Genomic DNA, 18,645 nt, shown 5'->3' with positions numbered 1-18,645 from the left:
TTTTTTCATTTCGTCGTACAGCTTCACCTTCCTCAACGTACATGAGGTATGAGGCCAGGTATGAGGAAAGGGCAGCCTCTACGACACTTTGAAAACGACAAAACGATTTGAAAAAGGCAAAGAGATTTGAAAACGGGAAGGTGATACAATGCGTGAAGGGCTAAAAAAAGTGGTCAGGTATGCGGCCTCTTTTTTCCTCATAGTTACTCTCAACTTTGCGCTCCCGAGGCTCATGCCAGGAGACCCCGTAAAAAACCTCATAGGAGAGGACGTCTACGTTTCGGAGGGAGTAATGGAGGAGCTGAGGGCCGGGATGGGGCTGGACAGGCCACTTTACGAGCAGTTTACAGCTTACATCGGAGACCTACTCCGGCTTGACCTGGGATATTCGTATCACCTCCACAGCCCCGTGGCCGATATCTTGAGGGACAGGATTGGCTGGACCCTCCTTTTTGTGGGAGTATCCGTACTCCTGGGAACCGCACTGGGGACCCTTCTTGGGGCATATGCAGGCTGGAAACCTGAAACAAAGGCAAACCGCCTGGCATGCTGCGGGTTTATTACCCTCTCCTGCACACCCCCCTATTTCCTTGCCCTGCTTTGCCTTGAGATCTTTGCCTTCAAGCTCGGGCTATTTCCTTTCAAGGGGTTTTATGACGTCCCGACCCCAGGAAGTATCGCGCACCACATGTTTTTACCGGTAACTGTGATGGCCCTCTTTTCCGCCTCCAGGAACTTCCTGATAATGCGTGGGAGTGTCATACAGGAAAAAGGGCAGCTTTACGCCCTCTATGCCCGGGCAAAAGGCCTTTACGACACATCCATCCTTTTCAGGCACGTCATAAAGAATGCTTCCCTTCCGATCATTACCCTGCTTGCCCTTGATTTCGGGTTTCTCTTCAGCGGAGCCCTGTTTACTGAAATCGTTTTTTCCTTAAACGGAATGGGGACCCTTATCTATGATGCAATAATCGGAAAAGATTATCCGGTTCTTCAGGGATCGTTTCTGGTAATAGCCCTCGCAGTCCTGCTCGCAAACATGCTTGCGGATCTGCTGTATGAAGTTGCCGACCCGAGAGTCAGGAGGCCGGCATGATGCAGGAGGAAGCGTACGTACGGGAAAGTACAATTCAGGAAAGTACAATCCAGGGAAATACCATCCGGAAAAATATCATCCAGGAAAATGCCCGGCAGTGGAAAGGTTTTCTAGCCCACAATATAAACCTTGATATCCGGAGATACGAAAGAAACCTGAAAAGATTCAATAGAGGAGGGCTTTTTCTCTTTACTTTTTTCCTCATTCTTGCCCTCTTACCCGTCCTTTTTGCCCCTTACTCACCAACCGAGCGCTTCATGCCCTATGAAGCCCCGTCGACTGCCCACCTTCTGGGGACAAACGATATCGGAAATGACATACTCTCGGAACTGGTTTACGGGGCCAGAATCTCGATGATGGTGGGCTTTGCTTCGGCCTGCATCTCAACCTTAATAGGCCTCATGATAGGGCTATTTTCAGGATACTTCAGGGGGACGCTTGACGAGCTGCTTATGGGCTTTACCGACGTTGTCCTGATAATCCCGAAGATCCCCCTGATCATAATCCTGGGAGCATTTCTCCGCCCGAGCATCTGGACCCTTATCCTTGTCCTGGGGCTTCTTTCCTGGGAGTCCATTGCCAGGGTTGTCCGCTCAAAAACCCTCCAGATAAGGGAAGCAGGTTATGTCAAAAGTGCCCGATGCATGGGCTTCTCCTCAGTTCACATCATGGCATCGGACATCTTCCCTAACCTCTTCCACGTCCTGCTGCCCAAGTTCATGCTGGCGACGGCTTCGGCAATGATTTCGGAAGCCTCACTCTCCTTCCTGGGACTCGGGGACATAAGCATGAAAAGCTGGGGAATCATGCTTTCCTTTGCCTTTTCCCGGGGCGGTTTTATCAGGGACATGTGGTGGTGGTACCTGCCCCCGGGAATCTGTATCACTCTCTGTGTAATGTCCATCGCACTGATAGGGTTCGGGTTCGAAGGAAAAGAGAAAGAAAACGGAAAAAGGGGAGTGGATGCGGAATGAACATACTGCTGGAAATAAAAGATCTCAATGTTTCTTTCCAGGGAAATGAAACCGAGAACAAAAACGAAAATAAATCAGAGAATAAAAAAGAAATTAAAAACGAAACTAAAAAAGAAAATGAAACCGGAACCGTGACCGCAGTTTCCTGCCTTTCGATTTCTATCAGGGAAAAAGAAACCCTGGCCCTTGTAGGGGAGACAGGCTGCGGGAAATCCGTCGTTGCACATGCAATTATGCGTCTTCTGCCCCCGGAATCCAGAGTTCGGGGAACAATAGAATTCGGAGGCAAAAACCTCCTCGGACTGAGAGAAAAAGAGATGGCAAAGCTCAGGGGAAAAGAAATCTCCATCATTTTCCAGAACCCTTCTCTCGCTTTAAATCCCGTATATTCAATAGGGAACCAGCTTGCAGAACCCCTCCGAATACACGGACAGGAAAAAGGGAAAGGGAAGGAAAAGAAAAAAACTGAAGCTCTCTCAAAAGTCGCAGGAGCCCTTAAACGAGTGGGCTTTTCAAATCCTCATGAATACATGGGATACTACCCCTCATGGTGTTCCGGCGGAATGAACCAGCGCTTCTTGATTGCGGCTTCAACCATACTTGACCCGGTCCTCCTTATAGCAGATGAACCCAGCAAAGGGCTCGACAGGGACCGCGTATCCGAACTGGAGAACGAATTTAAAGGCCTGAAAGAGAAGAGTGAAACCGCCCTGCTTCTGATAAGCCACGACCTCGGCTTTGTGCGGCGGCTTGCGGACAGGGTTGCAGTAATGTATGCAGGGGAAATCGTAGAGATTGCTGACACTTCAAGCTTATTTGAAAGCCCGCGCCACCCCTACACCAGGGGGCTCCTGAACAGCCTGCCTGAAAGGGGTTTTGTACCCATACCCGGTTTATCCCCGCCCCTCAGCAGCCCGCCCGCTGGCTGCAGGTTCCATCCGAGATGCAACGTTAAGGAAAAACGCTGCATGCAGGAACACCCCAAACTTAAAGAAAGTAACGGAAGGGCAGTGAGGTGTTTTTTGTGTCCCTGAAAGCCGAAAACCTCTCAAAGATATACGGGTCCGGATTGCTTGGAGGAGGAAAATGTATTTTCCGGGACGTGTCGTTTGAACTTGAACCCGGGAAAACTTTCGGGCTGATGGGGCCCTCGGGGGAAGGAAAGAGCACGCTCGGAAGAATAATTGCAGGACTTGAAAGTCCCACGGCGGGAGCGATTCATTTTAAGGGGAGTCCACTTTCCGGGATGAAAAAAGCCGAATATGCAACTTTCCGCCGCCGGGTCCAGATGATGTTCCAGGACCCCACAGATGCCTTTAACCCCGGGAAGCGGATCGAGCATTCGGTTTCCGAAGTCCTGAAACTGCTCGATACCCCGGGAACCGAGCGTATCCGGCGCACAAAAGAAATGCTGAAGACTACAGGCCTCCCCGAAGAAGTGCTTGCCCGCTACCCGGCCCAGCTCTCAGGCGGCCAGCTACAGCGCCTTGCCCTCGGCAGGATCCTCCTGCTCGAACCGGAATACATTGTGCTTGACGAGCCAACCTCAGCCCTTGACGTCTCAGTCCAGGCCCAGATCCTCCACCTGTTGAAAAAGGTGCAGGACGAGCAGGGAATCGGTTACCTCCTGATCTCACATGACGAAGCCGTTGTCCGCTTCATGTCGGACAGCCTGGGAATGCTTGAAAACGGGAAACTGGACGTGATTGAAGCATGATACCGGAAAAGATTCCGGAAAAGATTCCGGATCAGGCGGATTATGATAAAAGGTGAAGAGAATGAAAGTAAAGGTCTCTTTGCATTTGCACCAGGAAGAAAGTTTGGCAAGGAAAATTGAAAAACAGATAGAATCAGGAAGATAGAAAATGAGAACCAGGAAACACATCGAGGAGTAAAGGAAAAAGAAGGCATGAAGGCCCTAAGACATAACGGCGTTAACAACATATTTATATATAAAAAAGGAATACCAATTATTGGCAAAACAACTTAACTTGATTATAGAGTGTTTTGCCATTGGAAATCTCCACCATTTCCACGGAAAAACGAATAATCCACACAGTACACTTCTTTTTTATTTTTTTCAACTTTCTTGGAGCTGAAAGTTTGTTTACCGGAAGATATGGAAAAATTACCATATCAAAGTCAATTACCCCCGACTAAAGTCACAGGCTTGTCCTTCAACTTCTCTTACGAGCAGAGGACTATAGGCAGATTGACGGCTGCCCTGAAAGCGATATTTTTTGCTGCATTGAAATCAGCGTTTTCAGTATGACCACAAGCAAGACAAACAAAAGATGCTTGATTCTTTCTGTTTTTCTTGTTTGTGTACCCACATACTGAGCAAGTTGTTGAAGTGTTTCGAGGATCGACTGGAAATACAGGAACTCCTGCCAGTTTTGCTTTATACTCAATAAAGTTCCTTAATTCCAAAAAAGCCCATTTTCCAATAGATTCCCGAGCAGCCTTTGAAACCGTAACCCTCTCTCTAATGCCTGAAAGATCTTCAAGGGCAATAGCTCGATTCGTGTCTCTAGCTGTTTGTACTATTTCCTTTGAAATGCAATGATTGGTATCTTTTTTGAATCTGCGTTCTCTACCACTAATTTTTTTCAGGTGTCTTTTTGCAGAATATGTACCTGTAGATTGTAGAGAAGCTTTAATTTTAGCATATCTCTGCCTAACTTCGGTACATTTTTCACCTGAATATGCTTTTCCATCTGATGTAGTAGCAAGATTAACAATTCCCAGATCTATACCCAATACATCATCAGGAATGATTGGTTCTGCATCTGGCAGATCAACCACTATCATTAGATAGAAAGTTCCATTTTTATAGATGAGGTCGGCCTGCCCCTTTACCCTGTCAGCTTCGAGTTTTCTAGATTCTCCATATTGGACACCTGCTTCTATCCTGCCATCAAGGGTTAATATGGAGATTTCATCAGCCGATTTATAAGACAGAATTCTTTGATCGTAAACAATAGCTCCATGAGGTTCAAATTCATGAAGTGTTTTTCTATCTACCTTATATGATTCTGCTACCTTTCCAACTGCCCTAACAGTCATTTGAGCAGATAATCCAAACTTTTCTCTGATTTCATAATAAAGTTCTTTTTGAATTCTGACTTTACCGAAAGTCTTTTTCTTAAATGCAAAAACAGAGATGTAGTTACATGCTTCATTGAACTTTTCCATAGTTTTCAATAGGCTATCATGTTGTTCATGATTTGTAGTTAATTTAGATTTTACCGTTAGAAGCATATAACATCCCCTGTAGAAGAATATGTTCTGGATTTTATATACTATGTGCTCAATAACAAGTATTAGGGGAAGTGGACGGCATTCCTCTCGCCACTAAAGTGGCAAGCATCCTGCCTTATAGGTCGTGAAGCTCCATCTGAAAGTTTGCTTAACTTCCGAATTAAAAAAAGAGAAGAAGAAAGAGAAGAAGAAAGGAAAGGAAAAGAAAATGAAAGGAAAAAAGGTGCCGAAAACCGAAAAACTTAGAAAAGATTCAGGATCGCTTCGGGACTTTCAAGCACGGTTATTCCCTGCAGGCTTTTCATGATCTCAACGTTGCGCATGTCAACATCCCGGACCAGGACCTCCACAGGGCCGCCCTTGATGGCATTGTAGGGACAGAGTTCCTTGCAGATCCCGCATCCCTTGCATTTAAGGAGTTCGATCTGGTCCGTTGCACCGTTCCTTTCGGTGATTGCGCCGTGGGGGCAGTTTTCCCGCGGAGGGCAGTCCTCACAGTGCCGGCACTGTTTCCGGTCTATATTGTAGGGCATCTCAGAGACTATCGAGCCTTCGATATCCACAGGCACCACATAGACCGGGACCCTTCCCTTCACGGCCTGGGCAACGGCATTCGTAACCAGGGAGTCTGCGATCCCATAGGCGATTTTCGAGACCGTATTAGAGGTTGCGGGCGTAACAAAGAGGGCATCGTATCTTTCAAGGAGGAAGCGCCCGACTTTTGGGGAACTGGACCCCTGCTCACTTTCCCTGAAGACCTCTTCCAGGTAATCCCCGCCTGAGATTTTCACAAGTTTCTGCTCAAGCCCGTACATCCGCAGCACCTCCTCGGCAGCCCTGGAAACGTAAGTGTTTACGGAAAGCTCGGAGTCTCTTAACTTGAGCTCCTTGAAGACCTGGTAGCTCCGGTCCAGGAAATGCCCGGCTCCCGTAATGCCCCATGCAATTCTCTGAAAAGTCATAGAAAGAACTCATGCCCAAGGGGGATAATATAATTTTCTAAAAAGAAAGCAAAAAAGAGGGCTAAAAGAGGACTGAAAGAGGAACAAAAAAAGGTTAAAAGAGAAAAAAATGGAAATGTGTAGAACCAGACATGATGAAAAATTCCCAGCCCTGGAAAAAAGATTCAGAGCCCCAGAACCTTATAAAGCAGTTCCATTGCCTGCTTTTCTTTTTCGCCTCCACACTTGGAAGCAAGCTCTTCGTAGTGCAGGATCCATTCCAGGTATTTTTCATCTCTGGAAAGCTGGTAGCGCGTTGCGTGGACAGTGGCCTCAAGCACGGCATTGAAGCCCCGGTTGGGGACAGGAAGGAATTTCATATTCGCTTCGTTAAAGCCCGCTTCTACCGGCACCAGTTCTGCCACCAGGGCCTGGTCCGTATTCTTTATGTTGACGCATTTGAAGACCACCCAAGCGGAAGCTTCCTTCAGGACCGGAAAGCTTCGCCCACCTGCGGGAACGAACTCAAACTCGGAAATGGCGAGGTCAAAGAAAGTGGAACGCACAAGGAGCAGGGGGTCGTACACCACGTTTGCGGCCAGGTACTTTTCTTTCGAGACATTTGCCCAAGTATGGCTGCCCTTAAAGAGCCGGACAAAAGGCCTTCCGCTTTTCCGTATGATCCCTATGGGGGCCGCATTCGGGAACTCGAAGCCCGTGCTGACAATTGTTTCGGAAATCCCTTCAAGAATTCCGAAAGAGGAGAGATCGATATCAAGAACCGTATTCCTGCACCCACTATCTTCCATTAATTCCTTGCATTCCTTATCTTCATTTAATTCCTTGCATTCCTTATCTTCATTTAATTCCTTGCATTCCTTATCTTCATTTAATTCCTTGCATTCAATAAGAGGTTCGGTCAAAAGCGCAGCCCCCCAAGAAGGGCAATGAAAAGCCCGGCAATAATGATATCTGCAGTTGAACCTGGGTTGATCCTCTTTTCAAGAAGCTCGGAATCAAACTCCCTTATCGCAGGGATCAATGAGGAAAAAGCCCGGCTCGCAGGCCCTGAGCCGTCCTCCCGGGCAAGAAGGATCTCCCGGGCCCGGGAAGAGACGTAATCTGCAGTCTCTGAATCAAACTTGGTCTGAATGAAGGTGTCCCTGTGCCTGGAAAGCAGCTTAATAAAAGCATAAACCACGGCTTCATTGATCCCGGTGCCCGAACAGTCCGGAGAAGAGCCTCGAACGGAACTTTCCGCTCCGCCATTCCGGGCCTGCATGAAATCGAGGATGCACCTTGCCCCTTCAAGGCAGCGCCCGAAGCCCGAGGTCCACTCGTTTGCGATAAGGTCGTAACCTTTTGAAATTTCCATAAGGTCGTAAAGCGTTATATTCTGTTCCCTGAGCTCTGCAGTTGCTTCGGGGTCTTCCAGGTCGAACTCTTCCACGCTGTTTACCCGGACTCCTGCAGCCCCGAATGCCCGGTAGAACTCGACAGCGTCTTCGGAATCCGTTGCCCGGACAAAAGCATGGGCTCGAGACGCAAGAACCTCAAAGTCCGAGGCCTTGAGTATGAAACTTTCGTATCCGAAACGTTCCTGGCTGAAACTTTCCTGGCCAAAACTTCCGTTTCCGGAAGCCTTTATTCCAAAGAATTCACCTGCAGCCATTGCCAGTGGGACCAGAAGCAAAAAAGCCCCGAAATGGGTATTTCCACCCCGCTGCCATGCCGAACTTTCGGATACCGCCGCTTTAATCAGGGCTCCTACCCCTTCCCTGCTCCTTGCAGCAAATTCAAGCGCCGGATAAACTCCCACGGAGGAAGCCACGAAATGCTCAAAACAGGTATCAGGATAGTCATGTTCCCGGTCCACGTTCCCGGGCTTGGGGGAGGCCGAGACCTCAAGTAGCATGGCAAGCTGGGCACAGCGGGCGATATGGCTGGATGCGGGAGAAGCAAAAGCTCCTGAGGGCAAAAAGCCGGGGATATCTGCGTTATCGGGATTCATTTACCGGGATTCTCGCATGGTCCAATATATATTTTGCCAGTTGCTCCTTGAGTCTCATATACTCCGAATCAGAGAGATCAAGCGCATTTAACGCCCCGTCCCTGATCCAGCAGGGCTTTGTGATTTTGCAGCACCAGACAAGGCTCCCGAAACAGGTGTCCTCCCCAAATTCAAGCAAGGTACCCCTTGCGAATTCCATTTTTGTCCGGGCAAACTCCTCGGCCGTGTACCCAAGTTTCTTGAACTTCTCATGAACAGGGCAGGGCTTTACGGGCATGCAGCAGAAAGCAAGGGCCCTGAAGTCCCCATCACTGCAGACATGCTTTGGGGCATTATACCAGCCTATGATTTCCTGGTAAGAGTTCACACTTTCTACAAGCTTCCGGATAAGTTCGGGGTCATCCATAGCTCCCCTGGCAACGGAAACCATATCCGCACCCCGGGAAAACATCTCCTTTGCAGCTATGAAATCCGTAACGGAGTTGTTCCCTATGAGAAAGAGCCTGGTGGCGTCCCTGTAGGTCAGGATCGCGTCCATGTCCGGACCGAATCCTTCCAGCATGGCATCCACATGGATGATGTCCGCCCCGGCCTTATCTATAACCCGGGCAAGCTCGGCATCGTCAACAATATTTGCACGGACCTTTACGGAAAGCACAACCCCCGTTTCCTTGATCGCCCGGATCCATTTGGAAAGCCTGGGAAGGTCGCGGAGGAGAGCTTCCCCCAGCCCTGCTTCAAGCATCTCGGGCTGCCTGCAGTGGGCGTTTAACTCAAGGATCGCACCTTCATCCCTGACGAGCTTTGCAAGTTCGATGAGGGGGTCAAGCGTGGTGCTCCTCACATTGACAGCAACTGCACTCCCGGACGTAACAGCCCGGATTTCCTTTTTTATAAGCTCCATGGGCTCATCGGAAATGAATTCTTTTCTACCCCGGGCTGCAAGCTGGGATGCAACTGAAATGGAGCCTTCATCAATGTTAAATGCCCCAAGCACTACCAGCCCGGCATCACCTGCATAATGGTTGGCAAACGCACTGTCGACAATCCCTGCCATGGGAGCCAGTGCGATAGGATTCTTAAAACAAACATATCCAATATGCAGATTGAACAGATCATCACTCATGTTTTACCTCTTAAAATAAGCCTGGAAACTGAATACAAAAATGATACTTATAGTCACATATTAAAGTAACGATAATTTATTCCAGATAATCACGGGAAGCGAAACAAAACACCTTCCACAGGTTATCGATTACAATGCATATATATTAATATTTGGGCGCATGCCCAATTCAAAAAAAATAAAAGAAGCAGAAGGAAAACGTTCACCTGCAGAGCAGGAATTAAGGAAATAAGGCTCCTGAAACCTTATCGAGGAAATAATTTCCGGCCATTCCGGGCTTTCCACCGTCTCACCAGTTTGCAGAGACAGCGTACCCCAAAATATATATAGCTTTAAAAAATATATAGAGACCCCAATCAATATTAACATGCGAGAGAGGCTGGACGGCTGCCGGACCTTCGAGTCTGAGGAAAGTCTCCCCACCGCTCCGGACACACGAACACCTGTGAAGGGTGTCGGGCGAGAGCCCGGGCTCTGGCACAGAAACGAAAACCGCACCCTGCAAATGCGATGATGCCAAAAGCTGAGGTCGCAGGGAGAACGGATGAAACGGTGAACCCTCGTGGGTGCAAGTTGGAAATCGGGAAGTAACGAGCAGTCCGGAATCGTCCCGATTGGTTTTGGTAACGCTTAGCCGAATGCCGTCACTGCAAGAGTCCTTCGGGACCGTCCCTACCACTGACGGGTGGCAGGGAAATATTGCAGGAACAGAAGGGAGCTTACGTGCCTCACTCGCATCAAAATTACTAAACCGTTTTTCAAATACTACTCTTTAAGTTATCTGAGCTTGAAATTCAGAAGTGCCCACCGCAGGTAGTCTTTATAATCCATCTTGAAATCCACTACTTCCAGGTATTTGTCAATCATTTTTTCACTTGAGGTGAAGACCTTAAAAGTCCTCTCCGGGAAGCGGTGCATTACCCTTGAAAACATAAGGGAATACTTAAGGTGGGTCCCGAAATCGGCCTGGCATAGGGATTCGTATTTTTTGAGATCTTTTATCTTTCCCCCTTCCAGGCAAACTCCTGCGAGCACCTCGGCTGCAAGCTGCCCTGAACGGATGGCATAAGCCAGGCCTTCTCCTGAAAACGAGTCCACGAACCCGGCTGCATCCCCGCAAAGGAGAATTCTCGAATCAGAAACTTTTCGCTTAATCCCGCCCCAGGGGATCTTGTGCCCGTGCAATTTGTACTTCCCTGTAAAGCCGTTTGCCTTCAGGAACTCAAGCATTGTCTCTTTTGGGTGGGGCAAGTCTTTAACGACTCCGCCAATTCCGACAGAATAGTAGGTTTTATGTGGAAAGATCCAGCCATATCCCCCACCTGCAACACCGAAGTGCAGTTCAATTGCCCTCCCCAGCCTTTCTTCGATCTCCTTTTCCTCTGCAGGGACTTCGGTGACCATGCAGATCCCATACTCCTCTTTAGTATCCGCAGGCCTTACGCAGGTCTTAAGGAGTCCGTGAGCCCCTTCTGCAATAATCACAAATTTGGCCAGGTAAGTATTCTCCTCGGTTTCCACTTCCACACAGTCAGGCATTTCCCTGCAGCCAATGACCTTTTCTCTGGTACGGACATTTATACCGCTTTCCCTTGCTTTTTCGAGCAGGAGATTGTCAAACACGTCACGGGAAACCAGGACTGATAGCCTGTAATCTTTGTGGGCCTCAATCATATGGCCATTGAAAAAGACCTTTGCTCCCGTGATTTCCCATTCTATGGCCTCTTCCGGAAGTTCAAAATCGAGGAGAGAAATTGCATGGTCTGAAAGCCCCCCTCCGCAGGGCTTGTACCTCGGAAAATCTTCTTTTTCAAGCAGCAGTGTATTCAAGCCGAGCATTCCCGCCCTCCTTCCGGCCGAGGCTCCGGAAGGGCCGCCACCTACAATGATTACGTCATACATGAGAAGGACACCTTTTTAAAAAGATTTACAACTAAATTATGAGTTTCATACTAATTGACAAGGGGCTAATTTAAAGTGTCGATCTTAATTCAAAATAACGATTCGAGTAAAAAAGATATAGAAGAGAAAAACAAGAGAAAAGGAGAGAAAAACAAGAGAAAAGGAGAGAAAAACGAGAGAGAAGAAGAGAAAAACGAGAGAGAAGAAGAGAAAAACGAGAGAGAAGAAGAGAAAAACGAGAGAGAAGAAGAGAAAAACGAGAGAGAAGAAGAGAAAAACGAGAGAGAAGAAGAGAAGAAAAAGAATGAAAGCTTTTCCATACGGGACAAAGATTCAATTTTTAAAAGTTTCGAAAACATTAAGGACACTCTGGTAATCAACCTCTGTTCCGAAACAGCCGTCCCGTTCCATGGGGACCCCGTAAGTCACCACTTTTTTACCTTTCAGGGCTCTCATGACCTTGTTGATCTCATAGTCGCAGGCTATCAGGAGCACACCATCGGCTTTTTCCATCTGCAGGATGCGCTTTACATAGGAAGAGCCGGTGAGGATAAACACCTTATACCCGTATTTTTCAGCATCTTTTTTTATTTGCGTAAAAACGCATTTCCCGCAGGACTTGCACTGTATTCCGGTCTGTGTTGAATAGGCCGGACAGTCAAGGGCACGCATGCAGTGGGGAGCCAGGATGATCCTCCGTCTTGTTTTTGCAAAAGCAGATTCATGTGCCTCATTTTTAAGAGAAGACATCCACTTGTCAAGGATGCGGGTATCCGAAAACTTGAGGAAAAGCTGTCTGATGGGTAAATAAAAAAAGTCGAGCACATTTGCAAAAAAGCCTGCCAGCCAGACACTCCCGGAAAGGCTCCTGCGGCTGACAACCAGGGCTGTGGTCGAGAGGACAAGGGATATGATGATGAAGAAAAACAATGCCTTTCCAATGTAGTTATACATCGCACAACTCCATTTTTTGAATTATTTCCTCAATGTTTGCTTCCGTATTGAAACAGCCGTCCTTGAGGAGAAGGACCCCCTGGACGGGGATAAAAGAGACCTCCTGCATTGACTCAGAAAGCTCGTTGTAGCAGGCAACTCCCAGGCAGGCCTTCGGCCCGTACTCCTTGAAAATCTTTTTGACAAAACTGCCCCCAGGAATCACAAAAATTTTGAAGTTATACATGTCCCCTGCCTCACATACCTTTGCAATATCACAGAGCCCGCAGCGCTTGCATTCGTAACCATGAACAGGGTCACAGCGAGCTTTACAGTTAGGATGACGCAGGCACTGGGGAAGAAACACAACCCTCCTGTCCTTTACATGCACGAAATCCTCAAGCATGACCGCATTCCGGACATCGATAAGGATATCATCAACAAGGGTGTCACGGATCCGAAAAGCCCTGCAGAGCAATTTTGCGGGGGAATAGAAAAGGTAGAGAGTAAACAGCACGAAGCTCGGAAAAATGATCCTGTGCTTTTTGAAGGAATAGGCCCCAATGATAAGGGCAAGCCCCGTACCGGCAAGGGCAAAGAGCAACATATAGATGAATACTTTTCCGAGAAATTCGTAAGGGATCTGCATATATTCAGAAAGGGTCAAATACTATATTTAAGCGTTACTACAAATTAAGAAAACGAACTAAAAAAGATAGAAATGAGGAAGGACTGAGAATCAGCCATCCCTCATCATTACTCATATATTTTGTTTACTCTACTTTAAGGCCCAGGGCCTGTGCAACCAGTACAATTACGTCCTCAACCTCGATGTCGGCTTTGAGGGAGTCACGGCCGTCCATGAGATTCCTCTTACAGAAGGGGCATGAACTGGAAAGGATGTCTGCGTTGGTTTCAAGGGCATCCTTAACCCTGGACTCGGCAACCCCCAGGGCAAGATCGGGGATACCTGCCTTCACACCACCGCCGGCTCCACAGCAGCGCTGGAATTCCTTGACCCGGCCCATCTCAACAAATTTAACGCCGGGGATGTGTTCAAGCACAAACCTGGGAGCATCGTAGACGCCTACGTGGCGGCCAAGGTGGCAGGGGTCGTGGTATGTGACGGTCTTGTCAATGGAAGTTTCCCATTTAACCTTGTCTTTCTTGATGAGGTCAGCCAGGAACTCGGTGATGTGGATTACCTCAAAGGGCAGTTCTTCTCCGATAAGCCTCGGCCAGTCAACCTTGGAGGCACGGAAACAGCCTGCACAGGCGTAGAGGACCTTAGTGGCACCCTTTGCCTTAATTGCTTCCACGTTATGCTTTGCAGTTTCGCGGGCCACGTCACCAACATGAACCTGCCCGGTCCTGATAAGGGCGGAGCCGCAGCACCATTCCTCTTCCCCGAGCATTGTGAACTCGATGCCCAGCTTATTCAGTACACGGGAGGTGGCAAAGGCAAGAGCGAGCTGCTTGTACCCTGCAGTACAGCCGGTGAAGTAGACGATGTTTGCCTTGTCTGCAATCTTAACATCTTCGGGGACCCAGGCAAGCCTGTCTTTCTGGTCAAGCAGGTAGGGGTTGTGGTACTGCCCGATGAGTTTTGGGAACATGCCCTGTTTTCCGAAGGGGCCGATGCCTTTCTTGACAAGGTTTGTCCTGAGGGATTCCCAGAGTTCCACGGTGTTGATACCGGATTCACAAACAGTTGCGCAGATACCGCAGGTGGTACAGCCGTGCACATCGTCTTTGAATTCTTCGAGTTCGGACGAGGGGATTTCCGAGGGGCCGAAGAGTTTCGCTTTAAGCCCGTAGGACTTGTTCATGAACTGCCTCCAGCGCAGGATCTTGTCCCTGGGAGCTAACCCGGGCTTCTCGCCGGAAGCGGCATAAGTCGGACACCACTTCACACATTCACCGCAGCGGGTGCAGGAGTCGAGCTCCATGAGCTGGACTGCCGTAAGGTTCTTGGTGTCGATAGAGGGGGTTCGTTTTGCCATTTTATTCTCCTCCCTTGTTTGCAAGGATTGCAAGCGGGGTGGCGATTACGTGGATATACTTACTGTACGGGATGTATGCAATACAGAAAAGCAGGGAAATCACGGAGTGGAAAAGAGCTGCAGGGGGTGCTGTTGAGGGGTCAAGCCCAAAGCTCCAGATAAATCCGGTCCTGATACCATCAGCAATGAAACCGGAAATCGTAACAATGAAGACACCACCGAGAAGAACCCAGTCATACATGATAGAAGCGTTTCTGACATCCGAGACAAGGAGTCTCCTGACCACTGCGATGATTACACCGACCAGCAGGATGTAGCCGAAGATATAGTTCGGGAGAGAGAGGAACTCTCTGAACTCTGCGGGGGTGAAGGGGAGTTCGATTCCGAATTTTTCGGTCATTTCCACTGCAAACATTAAACCAGAGAGGGCAAAAAGGGCCATCCAGCCGAAAACAATAGTAAAGTGCATGAACCAGCGGACAGGGCTTCTCTTAAGGATCCGCCTCTGGAAGACGATATCAAGGATCAGGACCTCAAGAATGGGTTTTCCATGCCCGTGGTGAGACTCTTCTGTGACCTGTTCCCACCAGGTCTTCAAGAACCTGATCGCACTTCCCTTGCTTCCGGGGGCGGGTTCAAGGGCATAGCCTGTTACCCCGGCACCCCATTTCTGGAAGTTGAGGATCATGCCGTACAAGAAAACAACGATGGCGATTGTACTGAGTATCATTATCTGGACAAACGTGAGCCTGAGTGCATCCGAAAGCCCAGAAAAGTAAGCCATTTCGCTACTTATAATTTATTCCTCCTATGTATGGGTCAAAAACTGAGAACTGATACTGCTTTATTAGAATTGTTATTAGTATTGTTACAGGATATAGATAACAGTAAAGATAGAGAGACTGCCGTAGAGACTGTCTGCATAAGGTTTGCATAGTCTTTGTATCTATTATATTTAAACGTTATCTTTAACTTTTCATAGATCGAAAAGCCTTCGGGAGCCCAAAAAATAAGGAGCCCGTTTACAAAAGAAAGGAAAAGAAAAAAGAAAAAAAACAGCAGAAATATAGAGTATTATAATTAAGAAGTTATATAATCAAATTCATAGAATACTCACGAAAAGGAAGGAAAAAGGAAAAAAGTACCCGGATTATAGCCAAAAAATTAAGAGGATGAAAAAAGGATCGGAAAAATCGGAAAAGAATTAAAGTCCGATATCCTGCTTAAATTTTTCAAGCCCGACCTCATCTATAACCTTTCCAAGCCTCTTTTGCTTTCCATACCCTTTGTAGACGTTTATGATCTTTTCAACCAGGTCCAGCACCTGTTCTTCCGAAAGCTCCTTTGCCACTACGTCCCCAAGCCTAGGGCTGGGCCCCGCACTGCCCCCGACTGTCAGGGTGTATCCTTTTGCCGTGCCCATGATCCCTACATCCTTTATGATCGGTTCCGAACAGGAATTCGGACAGCCGGAGACTGCCATCTTGAACTTGGAAGGAAGCTGCATGCCGTGGTATTTTTCATCAAGCTTCAGGCCAAGCCCGACTGCGTCCTGTTTACCTCGTTTGCAGAACGTCGTCCCGGGACAGAGCTTGACACTCCTTACGCAAAGCCCGATTGCTGCACCGGGCTTCATGTCCAGTTCCGCCCAAGCAGAATCCAGGTCTTCTTCCTTTAACCCCACGATTGCAACCCTCTGGGCAGATGTGAGCTTCAGGGCTGCAGCCCCGTATTTCTCGGCAATCTCAGCAATCTTTTTAAGGGTCTTCGGGTATACAATTCCCCCCGGAATATGGGGGGCAATTGCATAGGTCTCACCGTCTCTCTGTACAATTGCTCCTTTCTCAGGAATGTCGCCTTTCATATATCATACTCCTCCCAACATTCTATATAATTTAAAATTTAATCGCAATTTTGGAAATTAATTGCTATTAAGAATTGAATCATTTTCAGAATCTAGTGAACTACCCCTCCCTAAAACCTTCGCCTTGCGGCTCAGGTTTTGAGGAAGGGGCTTCCTGCTTCATTCCCCGGAGTAAGCTCCGCAAGTCCACAGGCTCTTCCCCACGTTCCGCAGGTGTCAAGTTACAATCAGATTTTGAGCTTGAAGTGCAAATTTTTTGATATTAATAGCGGCATTTATGTCCCTGTCATGTTTTGTTTTACACACAGGGCATTCCCATTCTCTAACATCCAGAGTTATGTTTGAATTGTGATACCCGCAAACGTTACAAAGCTTTGTTGATGGCTCAAACATCCCTATCCTTAACAGGGTTTTCCCGAACCATTCAGCTTTATACACTAACTTTGTAACAAAACTGCTCCATGAAGAATCACTTATTGCCTGTGAAAGATGATGGTTTTTAAGCATACCGTAAATGTTTAACGTTTCCACAGCTATTGCTTGGTTCTCGCGTATAAGTTTAGAGGAAAGTTGGTGCTGGAAATCGTTTCGCTGGTTGCTGATTTTTTCGTGAAGTTTGGCAAGCCTTAATCTGGCTTTTTCCCTGTTCTTTGAGCCTTTCGGTTTTTTGCTTACTCTTTTTTGCAGGACTTTCAGGCGTTTCATAGAGTTTTTCAGGTACTCAGGATTCTCTATTTTTTCTCCTGTTGAGAGAACTGCAAAATCCTTGATACCCACGTCAACCCCTACAGTTGTATCAGCCGAAAATTCCTGTTTTTCAGGCAACTCTTCACCATTATCCACAAGAATACTGATATAGTAGATTTCAGTGGAGGTTCTGGAAACAGTTGCTGTTTTTAGTTTTCCCTCAAACCTCTTGTGGAGAACTGCTTTAACTTTACCGATTTTAGGGAGTTTGACAACGTTATTCTCAAAATCGACAGTGTAGTGTTGAGGGATAGGAAAAGACTGTATGGGGTTCTTTCTTGATTTGAAATTAGGAAAACCATTCTTTTCCCTGAAAAACCTGGTAAAAGCGGAATCTAAGTTTTTCGTCATTCCCTGCAATGACTGAGAATTTACTTTCTTAAGCCATTCATGCTCTTTTTTCAGTTCAGGAAGCCGTTTGTTCAGGTCATACTGGGAGAGGGATTTTCCTTCCTGCTCGTAAGATTTGATTTTCTGTTCTAAAGCCCAGTTATAGACGAACCTGCAGCTCTCGATATGGTTAGCTATCATGGTTTTTTGTTCGGCGGCAGGATACAACCTGAATTTATAGGCTTTTAACATCATATTACCAAACGTTTTACGAATTTATATGTATATAGGCAAGTTAACTAATCGTAGTGCTGGGAAGTGGACGGCTTTCATCCCCTCCCTGCCATTTCCGGCAAAGCCGGAACTAGCGAGGAAGGGGGTCTTCTCGCCTTAAGAGATAAACAAATCTTACAGGATGATCTTACATAAGGAGAAGAAGCTGGCCCAAAATTCCCCTATGAAAATCAGGAATTCAGCTCAAACTCCACATTAATCAGGCTCCTATAAAATCGGTTCCTGTGAAATCCAGACCCCAGAAAGCCAGAAACTATACCCCTCGTCTCGGCAACATTCTGGAAACAGACCGTATATCCGAACTCAAACTTAATCCAACTCAAACCAATATAGGTTCAGGGAGATATAATTGTATGTTATATTAAATAAATGATAATTATATCGAGCACAAGAGCTCAAAATGGAAAAGATGGATCCAAAGATCCATTCTCTGCCATTACTGCTGAGTTTTCAGCCGCTTAAGGAAGCCTTGCAGGCCTGCCTTGTGCCTGGCTTCGTCAAGGGATGCACGCTCAAAGAAAAGGGCCGCCCGGGTGTTGCCTTCGTCCCTGGCGATCTTTGCAGCTTCGGCCTTTTCTACCTCGGCCTTGCTCTCTCCCTCGAGCATCATTTCCAGGTTTTCAAGGGTCGTGCTCTTAACCAGCCCCAGGATCTCGGCCACTTCCGTGGCGTGCCAGGCCTCATCCATGGCGATCTGCCGGAGATAGACTGCAACATCTGCAAGCCCTTCCTGTTCAGCAACCTTCGACATTGCCAGGTACCACCCAACTTCAGTGGTCTCTCCTCTAAACGTGTCTTTTAAAATCTTTTCAAGACTCATGAAATCACCGTTTCTTCTATAAAATAATCATACATATAACTCAGGCGTCTAATTAACCTGGGAGTATAATTTTTTTCAAACCTGCATTTAAACCGCAATGCCGACAGATGCAAAACCCGAAGTTTGCGGTTTACTTCCCCATGTGATCCGGCAGAACTTAATACTAATATATTGAGGGGGATAAATAAGATTTCTGGATAAATAAAAAGAATAAAAGTAACTATTCAGCCCACTGCTAAAAAAGTATTTTTTGAGCAAAATCTGCAATTATCAGGATAACAGCGGCGCTCCATTGAGCGCCGCTATAATAGCATCCATGGCATTCAGGCCATTCTTTCTAATT

General features: G+C 47.3%; 17 protein-coding genes and 1 other RNA gene. 5 read left to right on the top strand and 13 right to left on the bottom strand.

Features of this window, described 5'->3' with window-relative positions:
• The first annotated feature begins 148 nt into the window (after positions 1-148).
• From FTO70_RS10500 to FTO70_RS10485, 4 genes are read left to right on the top strand one after another with little or no spacing between them, the layout of a single operon-like run.
• Positions 149-1,096 carry an ABC transporter permease gene (locus FTO70_RS10500; RefSeq protein ID WP_255335709.1) on the top strand — a complete coding sequence of 316 codons (948 nt, stop codon included), beginning with the start codon at positions 149-151 and terminating at the stop codon, positions 1,094-1,096.
• Positions 1,096-2,070 carry an ABC transporter permease gene (locus FTO70_RS10495; RefSeq protein WP_255335708.1) on the top strand — a complete coding sequence of 325 codons (975 nt, stop codon included), beginning with the start codon at positions 1,096-1,098 and terminating at the stop codon, positions 2,068-2,070. The genes FTO70_RS10500 and FTO70_RS10495 overlap by 1 nt, the downstream gene beginning before the upstream one ends.
• Positions 2,067-3,104, top strand: a complete 1,038-nt coding sequence (locus FTO70_RS10490; RefSeq protein WP_255335707.1) for an ABC transporter ATP-binding protein — start codon at positions 2,067-2,069, stop codon at positions 3,102-3,104. The genes FTO70_RS10495 and FTO70_RS10490 overlap by 4 nt, the downstream gene beginning before the upstream one ends.
• Positions 3,095-3,787 carry an ATP-binding cassette domain-containing protein gene (locus FTO70_RS10485; RefSeq protein ID WP_255335706.1) on the top strand — a complete coding sequence of 231 codons (693 nt, stop codon included), beginning with the start codon at positions 3,095-3,097 and terminating at the stop codon, positions 3,785-3,787. The genes FTO70_RS10490 and FTO70_RS10485 overlap by 10 nt, the downstream gene beginning before the upstream one ends.
• A gap of 470 nt (positions 3,788-4,257) precedes the next feature.
• On the opposite strand, the gene FTO70_RS10480 is transcribed toward FTO70_RS10485, so the two are convergent.
• The 5 genes from FTO70_RS10480 to FTO70_RS10460 all read right to left on the bottom strand — a co-directional run bounded on the left by FTO70_RS10480 (position 4,258) and on the right by FTO70_RS10460 (position 9,409).
• Entirely contained in the window at positions 4,258-5,331 is a 1,074-nt protein-coding gene (locus tag FTO70_RS10480; RefSeq protein WP_255335705.1) for a transposase, read from the bottom strand.
• A gap of 242 nt (positions 5,332-5,573) precedes the next feature.
• The gene (locus FTO70_RS10475; RefSeq protein WP_255335704.1) at positions 5,574-6,293 is read right to left on the bottom strand and encodes a dihydromethanopterin reductase (acceptor); all 720 of its coding nucleotides are present in this window, start codon (positions 6,291-6,293) and stop codon (positions 5,574-5,576) included.
• 164 nt (positions 6,294-6,457) lie between these two features.
• On the bottom strand, positions 6,458-7,081 hold the full coding sequence (locus tag FTO70_RS10470; protein WP_255335773.1) for a DUF447 domain-containing protein: 624 nt from the start codon (positions 7,079-7,081) through the stop codon (positions 6,458-6,460).
• Positions 7,082-7,191: 110 nt separating this feature from the next.
• Positions 7,192-8,283 carry a triphosphoribosyl-dephospho-CoA synthase gene (locus tag FTO70_RS10465; protein WP_255335703.1) on the bottom strand — a complete coding sequence of 364 codons (1,092 nt, stop codon included), beginning with the start codon at positions 8,281-8,283 and terminating at the stop codon, positions 7,192-7,194.
• A complete protein-coding gene (locus FTO70_RS10460) occupies positions 8,270-9,409 on the bottom strand; it encodes a methanogenesis marker 9 domain-containing protein (RefSeq protein WP_255335702.1) in 1,140 nt (379 codons plus the stop codon). The genes FTO70_RS10465 and FTO70_RS10460 overlap by 14 nt, the downstream gene beginning before the upstream one ends.
• Positions 9,410-9,780: 371 nt before the next feature.
• Here FTO70_RS10460 and rnpB point away from each other — a divergent pair.
• Positions 9,781-10,143, top strand: an RNA gene (rnpB, locus tag FTO70_RS10455) — RNase P RNA component.
• A gap of 43 nt (positions 10,144-10,186) precedes the next feature.
• Here rnpB and FTO70_RS10450 read toward each other — a convergent pair.
• From FTO70_RS10450 to FTO70_RS10415, 8 genes are all read right to left on the bottom strand, one after another.
• Positions 10,187-11,311, bottom strand: coding sequence for a geranylgeranyl reductase family protein (locus tag FTO70_RS10450; RefSeq protein WP_255335701.1), 1,125 nt, complete (start codon positions 11,309-11,311; stop codon positions 10,187-10,189).
• A 333-nt stretch (positions 11,312-11,644) separates the two neighbouring features.
• Complete coding sequence (locus tag FTO70_RS10445; protein ID WP_255335700.1) at positions 11,645-12,265, bottom strand: DUF116 domain-containing protein; 621 nt, start codon at positions 12,263-12,265, stop codon at positions 11,645-11,647.
• Positions 12,258-12,893, bottom strand: a complete 636-nt coding sequence (locus FTO70_RS10440) for a DUF116 domain-containing protein (RefSeq protein WP_255335699.1) — start codon at positions 12,891-12,893, stop codon at positions 12,258-12,260. The genes FTO70_RS10445 and FTO70_RS10440 overlap by 8 nt, the downstream gene beginning before the upstream one ends.
• Positions 12,894-13,017: 124 nt before the next feature.
• On the bottom strand, positions 13,018-14,247 hold the full coding sequence (gene hdrD / locus FTO70_RS10435) for a dihydromethanophenazine:CoB--CoM heterodisulfide reductase subunit HdrD (protein WP_255335698.1): 1,230 nt from the start codon (positions 14,245-14,247) through the stop codon (positions 13,018-13,020).
• A 1-nt stretch (position 14,248) separates the two neighbouring features.
• The gene (gene hdrE / locus FTO70_RS10430) at positions 14,249-15,031 is read right to left on the bottom strand and encodes a dihydromethanophenazine:CoB--CoM heterodisulfide reductase subunit HdrE (protein WP_255335697.1); all 783 of its coding nucleotides are present in this window, start codon (positions 15,029-15,031) and stop codon (positions 14,249-14,251) included.
• Positions 15,032-15,451: 420 nt separating this feature from the next.
• On the bottom strand, positions 15,452-16,111 hold the full coding sequence (locus tag FTO70_RS10425; protein WP_255335696.1) for an NAD(P)/FAD-dependent oxidoreductase: 660 nt from the start codon (positions 16,109-16,111) through the stop codon (positions 15,452-15,454).
• Positions 16,112-16,327: 216 nt separating this feature from the next.
• A complete protein-coding gene (gene tnpB / locus FTO70_RS10420; protein WP_255335695.1) occupies positions 16,328-17,440 on the bottom strand; it encodes an IS200/IS605 family element RNA-guided endonuclease TnpB in 1,113 nt (370 codons plus the stop codon).
• Positions 17,441-17,918: 478 nt separating this feature from the next.
• The gene (locus tag FTO70_RS10415; protein ID WP_255335694.1) at positions 17,919-18,302 is read right to left on the bottom strand and encodes a ferritin family protein; all 384 of its coding nucleotides are present in this window, start codon (positions 18,300-18,302) and stop codon (positions 17,919-17,921) included.
• Positions 18,303-18,645 lie beyond the last annotated feature (343 nt).

The organism is Methanosarcina sp. KYL-1 (genome assembly GCF_024372725.1).
GTDB lineage: Archaea > Halobacteriota > Methanosarcinia > Methanosarcinales > Methanosarcinaceae > Methanosarcina.
Note: the sequence above shows the minus strand (reverse complement) of the source record. Positions and strands in the feature narration are given on the sequence as shown.